Origin of the sequence: Alkaliphilus peptidifermentans DSM 18978, assembly GCF_900101495.1 — a bacterium.
In the GTDB taxonomy this organism is placed as follows: Bacteria; Bacillota; Clostridia; order Peptostreptococcales; family Natronincolaceae; genus Alkaliphilus_C; species Alkaliphilus_C peptidifermentans.
In genome coordinates this window covers 1-13,356 of sequence record NZ_FMUS01000008.1, presented here as the reverse complement: position 1 = coordinate 13,356, position 13,356 = coordinate 1, and the positions used below count along the sequence as shown (strand labels likewise).

Genomic DNA, 13,356 nt, shown 5'->3' with positions numbered 1-13,356 from the left:
ATAGTTAAAAGAACACTGGGAGGGTTGGAAAGGCCAACTGAGATAAAGACCCATAGAAGTCTTTGATCCCTATTAACCTGATCTGGATAATACCAGCGTAGGGAAGTGTACATGTATGATTTTAAGATTTGACATAAACACATATCCTACTTTGGATGTGTGTTTTTTTGCTTATGTTTAACTACAAAAATATACAAGTATTTTAGAAGGAGTGATTATTATCAATATAAAAAGATTAACTAGTGCTGCCCTATTGACGGCTTTAGGTGTTGCAAGTGCACATGTGATTTATATACCTGTGGGGGTTTCCAGGGTTTTCCCTGTACAGCATGGTATTAATTTATTGGCAGCTACCCTATTTGGTCCGGGATATGCTGTTGCAGTAGCCTTTACTATTTCATTATTAAGGAATTTGCTAGGGACTGGATCATTGCTGGCTTTTCCAGGAAGTATGATAGGGGCATTATTGGCAGGAATACTATATAAAAGAACTAAAAAAATATCCCTGGCTGCAGCAGGTGAAGTAGTGGGGACGGGCCTTATTGGAGGATTAGTTTCATATCCAGTGGCAAAATATCTATTGGGAAGAGAAGCAGCATTATTTTTCTTTGTAGGCCCCTTCGTCATGAGCTCTATAGCAGGAGTAGCTATAGGCTATGTTATTTTTAAATTCATTAGTAGATTAAGTCTCTTTAATAATAAGATTTAGGGAGGAAGAATATGAAAAATGTATTAACTATTGCTGGCTCAGATAGCTGTGGAGGAGCTGGAATTCAAGCCGATTTAAAAACCTTTTCCGCCCATGGTGTTTATGGAATGAGTGTTATAACTGCTGTAACAGCACAAAATACCCAAGGAGTTTTTGCGGTTGAAGACATATCGGCAGAATTAATAAAAAAGCAAATTGAAGCTATATACGATGATATTAAGGTTGATGCAGTTAAAATTGGGATGGTTTCTAAAATCGAAACTATAACTACTATTTCTGAGACACTACAAAGATATTACGTAAAGAATATTGTGGTTGATCCCGTAATGATTTCTAAAAGTGGATATCATCTATTACAACCAGAAGCAAAAACTGCATTAATAAATAATCTATTACCCTTGGCTACAGTGGTAACACCTAACTTGATGGAGGCTGAGGTTATAACTGGTGTTGAGATTAAAAATATAGAGAATATGAAAAAGGCAGCTCTATTAATACATAAAATGGGTCCCCAATATATACTGATTAAGGGGGGACATTTGGAGGATGAAGCAACAGATTTACTATATGATGGTGACGACTTTTATTATTATCCTTCTCCTAGAATACAGACAAAAAACACCCATGGTACCGGATGCACACTATCCTCTGCAATAGCTTCAAATCTTGCTAGAGGGTTATCAATAAATTTAGCAATAGAAAAGGCTAAGGAGTATATAACCATAGCAATTCAAAATTCATTTTCTATTGGTAAAGGGGTAGGGCCAACTCATCATTTTCATGAGCTATATAGTAAAGTCGGGTTAATAGATTAATAGTAAAGCGAGGAGGTAATGAAATGAACTTAATCCATAATTTTGCACATATATTAGAAAAAATTAAATCTGATAAGCCCCTGGTACATCACATTACAAATTATGTTACGGTAAATGACTGTGCAAATGCTGTTTTGGCCATAGGTGGGGCACCTGTTATGGCAGACGATCCTAGAGAAGTGGAGGAAATGGTATCTATTGCATCTTCACTTGTATTAAACACCGGAACACTAAATAATAGAACAATAGAATCCTTTATTTTAGCGGGGAAAAAGGCAAACACACTAGATATTCCTGTAATTTTAGATCCTGTTGGGGTGGGAGCCACTACCCTCAGAACAGAAACCGTTAAACGGATAATAGATGAGGTTAAACTAACAGTTTTACGGGGGAATATGTCTGAAATAATGAATATTAATGGTACTAAAGCTATAACTCGAGGTGTTGATTCTACAGATGACACTATGGCAGGTGGAAGAGAAGTTGCTCAATCACTTTCAAAGAGGTTAGGTTGTGTAGTAGCTATTACTGGAGCTACTGATATTGTTTCTGATGGCACAAAGGTTTATTACATCCAGCATGGACATGAAATGCTGGCAAGAGTTACGGGTACTGGCTGTATGACTACATCATTGATTGGTCTTTGCTGTGGAACAAAGGAAATTCCTATATATGGTGCTATGCTGGGAATTGTGGTTATGGGAGCAGCAGGAGAAAGGGCCTATGAAGAAAATGTGGATGAGGGTGTTGGTAGCTACAGAGTTAAGTTAATGGATGCTATAGGCAATTTTTCTGTCCAACAAATAAATGAAGGAGAAAAAATATATGAAGGATAAAAAAACGGTTAACTATGGACTATATCTTGTAACTGATAGAATAGCACTAAATGGAAGATTATTAATTGATAGTATAGAGGAGGCAATACTAGGTGGTGTCACTCTAATACAGCTAAGGGAAAAAAATACTTCTTCACTAGAGTTCTATGAAATAGCTTTAGAAGTTAAAAAACTTGTATTGAAATATGAACTTCCTTTAATTATAAATGATAGGATGGACATAGCTTTGGCTGTTGATGCCGATGGGATCCATTTAGGGCAGAAGGATTTACCACCAAGGGTGGCTAGAAGCATATTGGGAGATAATAAAATTATTGGAGTCTCGGCTGCAACCATAGAGGAAGCAAAAATAGCAGAGAAGGAAGGGGCAGATTATATAGGAGTTGGTGCTCTTTTCCCAACTGATACAAAAGAAAACACTAGAAGGGTAACATTGGAGGAGATTAAGCGGATAAAAGAATCCATTGCAGTACCTGTTGTTGGAATAGGTGGAATTAACGAAGAAAATATTGATGCTGTAAAGTCTACGGGAATAGATGGCGTAGCTGTTGTATCGGCAATCTTAAGTCAAAATAATATTATGGAGTCTGCCAGAAGCCTACGAAAAAGATTTGCTTAAGTTATATTTTTGTTGGGAATACTAAAATAAATCTATTAAACAGGTACAATTTGGGTATTTAAAAATATATACATGTGAAGAAACCTCATCCTTTGTTGGAGGAGGTTTTTAAATATAAGGACAGGGGTGAAGAAATGTCTGATCTAGATTTATCAAAATTCGAAAAAAAAATAGTAGTTAGAAATATCGAAAAAGCAGATTTTGAAGATATCATAAATATGCAAAAACTATGCTTTCCCAATATGAAACCCTGGGAAATAGAGCAGCTACAAAGCCACGTTGATATTTTTCCAGAGGGACAATTTTGTGTAGAGTATGATGGAAAAATAATAGGCTCAAGTTCAAGTCTTATTGTAAATTTTGATGAGTATGATGACCAACATACTTGGGATGAGATAACTGATAAAGGATACATAACAAACCATGACCATGAAGGCTATAACCTATATGGAATTGAAGTAATGGTTCATCCAGAATACAGAGATATGAAAATTGGAAGAAGGCTATATGAAGCTAGGAAGGAATTAGCCCAAAAATTAAATCTAAAAAGCATTATAATTGGTGGAAGAATACCCAATTATCATAAGTATTCAAAGGATATGACACCTAAAGAATATGTAAAGGAGGTTATTAATCATAATATTTATGATCCCATTATTACTTTTCAAGCAAGGAATGGATTTATACTAAAGAGAATTAATAGAAAATACCTACCAGATGATAAGGCTTCTCTTCAATATGCTACCTTAATGGAATGGAATAATATCGATTATCAGCCGACTACAAAACGCCACTTTAAAACAGCCTTTCCAGTGAGAACCTGTGTCATTCAGTATATGATGAAAAAAATAAATTCCTTTCAGGAATTTAAAAATCAATGTGAGTATTTCGTAGATGTTGCCTCCAATTACAAATCAGATTTTGTTGTATTTCCGGAAATCTTTACTACTCAACTACTTTCGTTTTTAGAAGAGGATAGTCCTAGCCTTGCCATAAGAAGACTTACTGATTATACAGAGGATTATATTCAAATTTTTACTGATTTTGCTGTAATGTATAATGTAAATATAATTGGAGGCTCTCATTTTGTAGAGGAGGATGGTGAAGTTTATAATATAGCATATCTTTTTAGAAGAGATGGCACAATTGAAAAACAATATAAGCTCCATATAACTCCAAATGAGAAAAAATGGTGGGGGATTTCTCCAGGAAATGAGATTAGTGTGTTTGACACTGATTGTGGCAAAATTGCCATACTTATATGCTACGACATTGAATTTCCTGAGCTTTCTAGGTTGGTGGTTGAAAAGGGTGCCAATATAATATTTACCCCATTCTGTACTGATGAAAGACAAGGGTATTTAAGAGTGCGCTACTGTGCACAGGCTAGAGCTGTTGAGAATCAGGTGTATACTGTTATTGCCGGAACGGTGGGGAATCTTACACAGGTAGAAAATATGGATATACAATATGCTCAATCAGCCATATTTACCCCCTCAGACTTTGCTTTTCCTAGGGATGGAATAATGGGAGAATGTAGTCCTAATATAGAGATGGTAGTTGTGGGAGATCTAGATCTAGAGATTTTAAGACGATCAAGAAGGTCCGGTACGGTAACCCTACTTAAAAATAGAAGAACCGACTTATATGAAATTAAGGTTAAGGAAAAATAAAAAAAACGTCGTTGACAACTGTTAACGACGTTTTGCATTTTAAATCGAAATAGGTATTTCGTGGGTTGTAAGGTTTATTGCGTCGGCAGTAAAATTATCAGATAAAGGATATATTTCATTAAACTTTTTACATTCATAAACAAAGCCTTCGTAAAAAACCTCTGCATTATCAACGAAAAACAAGTCATTTGTCTTTATAAGCTCTGGAGGTCTATTTGAATTATAAATGTTGCCTTTTATTAATAACTCCGATACAAATTGAGAACAGAAATAATGATATTTTCTCTTAAAAGGCTTGTTAAGCAAAACGGCAAATAAGCCTAAAAAATTATATCTATATTTCTTCTTTTCCCTCATAAAGCCTTCAACCTCATTTAACATAAGATTATACTGATCTTCTGTTACTGGAATTCGATAGATTAAACAATTACTAAAGGGAAACCTCTTGTAAACACCATCGAAAAGACTTTCCTCCACGAATCCACCAGAAAATGGGTTGCTTGGATTTGTTCTTCCAAAGGAATACATCCTATTAAAATTACAATCAAAGGAAATGGAGGAATGAACATATTTAGTTTTATCAACTGCATGAATGGTCTTAGAAAGCCATGTTCCAGTTTTCGAAAATATTAGGTAAATATATTTTGTGCTCATATATTCATATTTCAACTCCTTGAAGTAAACACTAGCTTGTAATATACACTGCTTTATAATTATAATTCATTATTTAAATTAATGAAAGTCTTTTCTAAGTTACAAGGATAGTAAATAGAGGGGATAAAGTAACTTATTGTAAGTTAGCCATTATTACTCAATATTACTTCGCCATTCCCGGAGTGTCAATTTGCGAGATTTGTGTAATACAGCAGGATCGTTTTCTGCCAGGGTTTTTGCTTCATCAAAGGAAGCTACCTTATATATAACTAAACCACCTGAATGGTCGGTAAAGGGGCCCTTTGCATAAATTTTCCCATCATCAATATATTTTTGTAAGTATGCTTTGTGTACAGTAAGTAACTCAGCATCCTTTGCAGGGTCGATAGTTTCAAGAATTGCAGCATATAGTATCATTATTTCACCTCCTATTCTTTAATTATATATGGTATTATACTTTCTTGCTATATTAAATTAGTACGTATTTGCATTGAAAAAGTTTATTAGTATATAATCTATTTAAGAAGAAAACTTCTTTAGAATGGAGGAATTGCTGATGGTGCTTAAATATGAGCTGGGGGAAGAATATGCTAACAAATTAGATAGCTTAGATCCATTAAAGGATACAAGAAATCGGTTCTACTTAAATAAAGACGAAATATACATGGATGGAAATTCACTGGGGTTAATGTCAAAGGATGCTGAAAAAACCCTATTGAGGGTGATGGATGAGTGGAAAAATTTCGGGATTAATGGTTGGTCTAAAGCTGAAATCCCATGGATTTACTACCCAGAAGAGCTAGGTAAATTGCAGGCAGCACTAGTTGGAGCCCGCCAAGATGAGGTAATAATTCATTCATCTACAACTGTAAATCTCCATTCTCTAGTATCTACCTTCTTTCAACCAAGTGGTAAAAGAAATAAAATTTTGATGGATTCACTAACCTTTCCATCAGATAGATATGCCATTGAAAGCCAGCTAAAGCTTAAGGGATTAGACCCAAATGAGTACCTTGTAATTGTTGAAAGCAAGGATGAAAAAACAATAGATGAGGATGAAATTGTTAATAACATGAGTGAAGAAATTGCATTAATTATGCTTCCTTCAGTATTGTATAGAAGTGGACAGCTTTTAGATATGGAGTATCTAACTAAGGAGGCACATAAAAGAGGAATCATTATTGGATTCGACTGCTGTCATTCTGTTGGTGCAATACCCCATAAATTATCTGAATGGGGAGTAGACTTTGCTTTCTGGTGTAATTATAAATATGTAAACAATGGACCTGGTGGAGCTGCCAGCATGTATATAAACAGTTGTCACTTTGATAAAGAACCAGGTCTGGCAGGTTGGTATGGTTATTTTAAAGAAAAGCAATTTGACTTATCTAATAATTTTGAGTCAGCAAACAATGTTGGGGGTTGGCAAATAGGAACCTCGCACATTTTAAGTATGGCGCCTTTAGAGGGCTCATTAAAAATGTTTAACGAGATAGGGATAGAAAGGATAAGAGAAAAATCCCTTAATCTTACTGGATACCTTATGTATCTAATAGATAATGAATTATACAAATATGGATTTAAAATTGGGACTCCAAGGGAAAACAACAAAAGAGGAGGACACGTTGCCCTAGAGCATGAGGAGGCCATTAGAATTAATGAGGCCTTAAAGGATTTAGGGATAGTGCCTGATTTTAGATATCCTAATATAATAAGATTAGCCCCAGTGGCATTATATGTATCCTATAAAGAGGTATGGAAGGTTGTATCAGTAATAAAGGAAGTTATGGACAAAGAGATTTATAAAAACTACTCAAATAAAAGGGGAGTAATTGCTTAGAAAACACCTACAGCCAATTCAACGGTTATAATTGAATTGGCTGTTTTTAGTTGATAAAAAAGTATTATTTTTTCATGGCCTTCCTTAAGCCTATTTCTTTTCCCTCTCTAATCCTTTTCACATTAGGAAGATGCTTATAAATACTCATGGCTGCAATCAAAATAGATATAATTATCGAAGGAATACCATAATCTAAATAGATGGTTAAAAAAACAAAAAAGATGACCAGTCCAATGGTGCCGAGGGCTATATAATTGGTAATAATCGTAATTATAAAAATAATAAAAATACATATTATAGCAACAGAAAAATTTATCATCATAAGCATACCTATTAAAGAGGCTGTACCTTTACCGCCCTTAAATCCCATAAAAAAGGGATAGTTATGACCTAAAATAACGAATAATCCATTTAAGTAAAGTAAAAAAGTAAGCTGAGAAGAAGGTACATTCCCATAATAAAGATATTTGATTAGATATAAAGATATAATTGCTTTTAAAATATCCAGTAGAGCTACAAGTAAACCGAATTTCCAGCCTAAAGAAATAACTGCATTTGAAGCACCAGCATTACCATTTCCTAAGTTTCTGATATCTACCTGCTTTAGACCCTTGCTTAGAATGAAGGAGGATTGAAAGCAACCCAGAATATAACCTGCTAAAATTGTGATAATATAGATAAACATTAAATTATCCCTCACTTTTGTAAAATATCATTTGTAAGCAATCATAATAAGCAAAGATAATTTTGTGGCACAGGTGTCTTAATTATATCAAATTACGTATCATTAGGATATAATAAAAAATGCATACTAAATAAGAATGGTAAAATTTTAAATAATATTTAAAGTTAATAAACATCTTATATAGATACATAATCTACTGAAACGAAAGAAAAATAAAAAATAAAGGAGTTAGGCATATGACTAATAAATTTGCAAAACTGGGAGTTAGTGAAGAGCATGAAACACAGTTGATAGAAAATGGTATAACTGAACCAACCTCAATTCAGACCCAAACAATTCCGATATTATTATCTGGAAGAGATGTAATAGCTCAAGCCCAAACTGGAACCGGTAAAACCCTTGCTTTTCTGTTACCAATTATGGAAATGATAGATCGAAATGATCATAACGTCCAAGCCCTTATAGTTACCCCCACCCGTGAGCTAGCAATACAAATTACCTCTGAAGCAAAGAAATTATCTTCTGTAAAAGGATTAAATCTACTGGCAGCTTATGGGGGGCAGGATGTGGAAAAACAATTAAGAAGATTAAAGGGAAGTACACATTTAGTAGTAGGTACCCCTGGGAGGTTACTAGATCATATAAGACGAAAAAGTATTAATCTTAGTAAATTAAAAATACTTATATTAGATGAGGCAGATCAAATGCTTCATATGGGATTTTTACAGGATGTAGAACAAATAGTATTTCACACCCCAAAAGAGCGACAAACAGCTTTTTTCTCAGCAACAATGCCACAGGAAATTAGGAAACTAGCCAATAAATATATGAATAATCCAACTCAGGTATCTGTGGAGGGTAAAAATATAACCTTAAAGGAAATTAGGCAAGAAGTAATAGAGACTACCGATAGATCAAAGCAGGATGCTTTATGTAGTGTATTGGATGAGTATGAACCATTTCTGGCTATTATTTTTTGTCGTACTAAGCGAAGAGCTAAAGCTTTAAATGAAGCCTTATATAATCTTGGCTATAAGTGTGATGAACTACATGGAGACTTAACCCAGGCGAAGCGAGAGAAGGTAATGAATTCCTTTAGAAAAGCTAAAATACAGCTTTTAATTGCAACAGATGTAGCTGCCCGTGGACTTGATATAGAGGGAGTTACCCATGTCTTTAACTATGACATAGCACAGGATACTGAAAGCTATATACATCGCATAGGACGAACAGGTCGTGCTGGACAGGTGGGTGTTGCAGTTACCTTTATAACTCCAAAAGACAGAGGTACCTTAGGGGAAATAGAAAAAGGAATACGTATGACTATTAAACGCCGGCGTTTCGGAGATGCAGTAGATAATGAAGAGTTTAATAAACCAGTAAGCAAAAGAGATAAAGGCGAGTATAAGAAGCCAACCAGAGACAGTAAAGGTGGAAAAAAAGATTATAAAAAGCCCTATAAAGAAGACAAAAGTGGTAAAAAGGACTTTAGAAAACCCTATAAAGAGGATAAAGGTGATAAAAAGGACTTTAGAAAACCCTATAAAGAGGATAAAAGCGATAAAAAAGATTTTAAAACCAGTAGAGATAAAAATAGAGGCTTTGATAAATCTTCTAAGGATAAAAGAGATAAGCAATATGGCGGAGAAAAATATGAAAAACAAGGAAAGCCATCTAAGGATAAAGGATTTTACTCTGAAGGTGACAAAGGAAAGAAAAAACCCTTTGATAATCGAAAGAATGGAAGAAGGACCAATACAAAGAGAAAATAAAGCCTTTATATAGAGGAGTTCCTTTAGAGATGTAGAATATTATCAGAAAATGTAGGTTAATTGCAGACAAAATACTACATAAAACTATATAGGGCAATTGGATGGTGATAGAATGGAAAGTCTTGATATTAAAGAGCTAGTAAGGGATTTGAAGCAGGAATACTTATCTATTTGGTGGGAAACCAAGTCGGATTTTCCAATTTTTCAACAACGAATTAGTTTAAGAGATAAGCTGGACAATGAAAAGAAAATAGAGGTTTTCAGAAAAGAATTATTCAAGGTATTAAAGGAAATGCCAAAGGAAGAAGGACAATTAAATGCATGGAGCAATAGAATAACCACCTTAATAAATGAATTGGAGCTTAATGTTGCTGGCTATGAGAATAAAACAATAGAATTCTTTACCAGTAAAGGCTACTCTAATATTACAGACTTATTTATTAGAGAAGTAAGGAGCTTTGATCCAGAGCTAGATGTTCATGACGTTTTTCAAGCCATTAGGAATGTATGGATAATGAATAGTTTGCAGATTTTGTTTGACATTGAGGTTGATTTAACTCCATCAGTATTTGCCTATAGTATGTTATATCCATACAGTGATAATTACTTAGATGATCCTGATGTACACATTAATGATAAGCATAGCTTTAATAAGAAATTTAAAGGTTGGTTATCTGGCGAAAATGAAAGGGCTATAAGTAAAAACCAAGAGCGTATATACCAGTTAGTTAAAAAAATAGAAGGCCAATTTCCTAGATTAGATTATCAACAGGTTTTTGATAGTCTTGTGTCAATTCATTCTGCTCAAGAAAAAAGTTTAAGCCAGCAAAGAGCTGAGACTACCCCTTATGAAAGAGATATCTTAGGTACTACCTTTGAAAAGGGTGGAACCTCAGTTTTGGCTGATGGCTATTTGGTAAAGGGTCAGCTTTCGAAAAAGGAAGCAAAATTTCTATTCGGGTATGGAGTTTTCCTACAAATTATTGACGATTTACAGGATATGAAGGCTGATTATGAAAATCAACATTCTACAATTTTCAGTCAATTAGTAAATAAATTTACCTTAGATAAGCTTACTAATAAATTATTTTGGTTTATAGAAGAAATATTAATGGATTCGGACATTTTTTCAACAGGTGACGCAGAAAGATTAAAGGGTGTTATACATGATAGCTGTCTTATAATGATATTCGAAGCTATTTCAAAGAATAGAAAAATGTTTAGCAAGAAATATATAAAAGAAATCGAAGAATATTCAATGCTTAGGTTTTCATACTATAAAAAGCTAAAGAAAAAACTCCAGCAAAATTTTTCTTCGGAGGATATTTTGAATATCTGCCTTGCACTAAGTAGAAATATTGAAGAGAAGCAGAAGGCTTTCTGATTCTGCGGAGGAAAGAAAGATTATATTTTCACAGTAAAGATAACTTGCAACAAGAAGTTTTAAGCTATATCTACACTTTAAGAGGAGTTGATAAGATGGATATTTGTAATAAAAAAATCTTACTTAAATTAACATTCTGTATACTCATGTTAATTGCTTTAATGACAACTGGTACCATTACTGTCTATGGTAGCTTTGCAGACGAAATTGCCTTTATAGATGGTGCACTTCAGGACTACGAAATATTGAGGGATTCCATTCCTAAAGGGATTCAAGCTGTGGTACTGGATGCCAAAAAGGATGGAATAGAACAAATGTCAGAGTATCTGCAAAATAAGAGGGATTTAGATGCTATTCACATTATTTCCCATGGAGATGTCGGTGAGATTCGTGTTGGAACTGCTGTATTGAGTTCCAAAACCTTGGAAAGCTACTCAGAAGAACTTGAGACTATCGGACAAAGCTTGAAAGAAACGGGGGATATTCTTTTATATGGCTGTAATGTGGCACAAGAGGAATCAGGTAAACAGTTTGTAGAAGAGGTAGCACGAATCACAGGAGCAGATATTGCTGCTTCTGAGGATGCAACAGGTTCAGCAGTACGGGGTGGGAATTGGATATTAGAATATCAGTCTGAAATAATAGATACAAGAACCATGTTGTTTTCTAATTTAGATACATACCCATTTCTTTTAGACTTAAAGGAAACTTTAATCCATACATATTCTAGTAATACTTGGGCTTTTAACAGACTGGCTGTTGGCACCGATGGGACTATTTATCTTACACATAAGATAAGTAGCACAGAAATAGGTGTAAAACAATGGGACGGTATAAACTGGGTCTCTTTGCCCGGTATAACGACAGCTGCTACTGGCGATACAGGTTTTTCTGACGATCTTGATTTAGTAGTTAGTTCGGATAATAAACTACATATAGTTTTTAGGCATTATCAAGGTTCAGGGGTAACCAGTCATAGAGGTATAAAATATGGTGTATATAATGGTATAAGCTGGCAATATACAGAAATAGAAGCCTATAGCCATCCTAGTGGAGCTAGAAACTTTGATGATCCAGCAATTGCTGTAGATTCTACTGGTGCTGTGCATATGGTATATAAATATGTGGATTCTACAGGCAATTATTTAAATTATGCAACTAATTATTCTGGTTCTTGGGTTATTAATTCTATCGTATCGGATGCAATGGGTGGTACGGATGAAATCCACGACCCTCGTATTGTCATCGATGGAAGTGATATAGTTCATGTTTCTTATGTCAGGGAAGACAACCAAAATGATTATTATGGCAATTATTATTATACACATAAGAGCATAGCGGATGCTTCCTTCCCTCTGGCACAAAAGCTGGTTGACGCTGTTGCAGAAGGAAAAAGCTACTATTATTCTCCTTTGGTGGGTGATGGATCCGGTGTCTTATACTTTACTTATTATGAACTGCTTGAAGACCCAGATACCTGGGAGTTCATATCCGCTACTTCTTATCTTCATACAAATAAGTCAGGAAGTTGGCAGCGGGAACAAGTATATATTGATAATGTGAGAGATACTGCTCCAGTAGGTGTATATGTTGTTAACTCAAATATATATTTATTAATGGATTCATGGGCGGCAGACTGGTCAGAAAGCTATTTTTTCGCTATGGCAAATTACGGAAGCGGATGGATTACAGGTACTGAAACTATTATTCCTGCTTTAGCTGAGGGTAATATAGATGAAAAGAAATTTATTGTTGATTCATCCGGCAATTTTATGATTGTAACATTACATGGTAATTTAAGGAAAATTAGTAGCTTGACTGGAACAAGTGACGATTTTGGTTTAAGTGTATCAGCCCCAGCAGGAAATCACACGGCAACAGCTGGTGCAAGCACAACAACACCATTAGCAGGAGTAAATAATGAAATAACTTTAACGGTAAAAAAATCCGACGATTCTATAGACACTGATTTTAACGGAGCAAAAGATGTCACCATCACAGGAGTACAGGCAGCACCAGAGGGCAGTTACGGAACCTTTAACGGCACGCCATTAGATGCTAATAGTGGAGGAGCAGGACAAATAATATCAGTAACCTTTACAGATGGAGTAGCGCAAGCCAACCTTGCACTAAACAGAGCATCAGTGCAAACCATAGGCCTTAGCATAGACGGAGTAACCACCCCAGACACCAACACATTAACCATCACTCCAACCCATGGAACAGCAACAAACATCAGCATTACACAAAACATCACAGCACCAGCAGTAAACGGAGGACAATTTGCCCAACAGCCAATACTAGAACTAAGAGATACCTATGGTAACCTCTGCACAAACAACAGTTCAGCAATAGTAACAGCCACAAGG

The 13,356-nt window shown here is 34.9% G+C and carries 12 protein-coding genes and 1 riboswitch; of the genes, 9 read left to right on the top strand and 3 right to left on the bottom strand.

What is annotated here, in order from left to right; translation table 11 throughout:
* The first annotated feature begins 7 nt into the window (after nt 1-7).
* A riboswitch (TPP riboswitch) is annotated at nt 8-121 on the top strand.
* A 90-nt stretch (nt 122-211) separates the two neighbouring features.
* From thiW to BLP68_RS07195, 5 genes are all read left to right on the top strand, one after another.
* On the top strand, nt 212-709 hold the full coding sequence (gene thiW / locus BLP68_RS07215) for an energy coupling factor transporter S component ThiW (protein WP_330389106.1): 498 nt from the start codon (nt 212-214) through the stop codon (nt 707-709).
* A gap of 11 nt (nt 710-720) precedes the next feature.
* Nucleotides 721-1,524 (top strand): bifunctional hydroxymethylpyrimidine kinase/phosphomethylpyrimidine kinase, encoded by an 804-nt coding sequence (thiD, locus tag BLP68_RS07210; protein ID WP_091541795.1) that lies wholly within the window; start codon nt 721-723, stop codon nt 1,522-1,524.
* Nucleotides 1,525-1,547: 23 nt separating this feature from the next.
* Nucleotides 1,548-2,360 carry a hydroxyethylthiazole kinase gene (thiM, locus tag BLP68_RS07205; protein WP_091541793.1) on the top strand — a complete coding sequence of 271 codons (813 nt, stop codon included), beginning with the start codon at nt 1,548-1,550 and terminating at the stop codon, nt 2,358-2,360.
* Complete coding sequence (thiE, locus tag BLP68_RS07200) at nt 2,350-2,979, top strand: thiamine phosphate synthase (protein ID WP_091541791.1); 630 nt, start codon at nt 2,350-2,352, stop codon at nt 2,977-2,979. Before thiM ends, thiE begins: the two co-directional genes overlap by 11 nt.
* A gap of 134 nt (nt 2,980-3,113) precedes the next feature.
* Nucleotides 3,114-4,652 (top strand): bifunctional GNAT family N-acetyltransferase/carbon-nitrogen hydrolase family protein, encoded by a 1,539-nt coding sequence (locus BLP68_RS07195; RefSeq protein ID WP_091541788.1) that lies wholly within the window; start codon nt 3,114-3,116, stop codon nt 4,650-4,652.
* 39 nt (nt 4,653-4,691) lie between these two features.
* Here the strand turns inward: BLP68_RS07195 and BLP68_RS07190 are convergent, their stop codons facing one another.
* Both BLP68_RS07190 and BLP68_RS07185 read right to left on the bottom strand, forming a co-directional pair.
* Nucleotides 4,692-5,306, bottom strand: a complete 615-nt coding sequence (locus tag BLP68_RS07190) for a hypothetical protein (protein ID WP_176758906.1) — start codon at nt 5,304-5,306, stop codon at nt 4,692-4,694.
* A gap of 153 nt (nt 5,307-5,459) precedes the next feature.
* Entirely contained in the window at nt 5,460-5,723 is a 264-nt protein-coding gene (locus tag BLP68_RS07185; protein WP_091541785.1) for a YciI family protein, read from the bottom strand.
* 139 nt (nt 5,724-5,862) lie between these two features.
* On the opposite strand from BLP68_RS07185, the gene kynU reads away from it, so the two are divergent.
* Nucleotides 5,863-7,146 (top strand): kynureninase, encoded by a 1,284-nt coding sequence (gene kynU / locus BLP68_RS07180; RefSeq protein ID WP_091541782.1) that lies wholly within the window; start codon nt 5,863-5,865, stop codon nt 7,144-7,146.
* Nucleotides 7,147-7,210: 64 nt separating this feature from the next.
* Here the strand turns inward: kynU and BLP68_RS07175 are convergent, their stop codons facing one another.
* A complete protein-coding gene (locus BLP68_RS07175; protein WP_091541780.1) occupies nt 7,211-7,831 on the bottom strand; it encodes a glycerol-3-phosphate acyltransferase in 621 nt (206 codons plus the stop codon).
* Nucleotides 7,832-8,067: 236 nt separating this feature from the next.
* Between BLP68_RS07175 and BLP68_RS07170 the strand changes: the two genes are divergently transcribed.
* The 3 genes from BLP68_RS07170 to BLP68_RS07160 all read left to right on the top strand — a co-directional run.
* Entirely contained in the window at nt 8,068-9,603 is a 1,536-nt protein-coding gene (locus BLP68_RS07170) for a DEAD/DEAH box helicase (protein WP_091541778.1), read from the top strand.
* 112 nt (nt 9,604-9,715) lie between these two features.
* Entirely contained in the window at nt 9,716-10,987 is a 1,272-nt protein-coding gene (locus tag BLP68_RS07165; RefSeq protein WP_091541776.1) for a hypothetical protein, read from the top strand.
* A 95-nt stretch (nt 10,988-11,082) separates the two neighbouring features.
* Nucleotides 11,083-13,356, top strand: a 2,274-nt coding sequence (locus BLP68_RS07160; RefSeq protein ID WP_143003068.1) for a DUF4347 domain-containing protein, incomplete at its 3' end; no start/stop codon positions are given.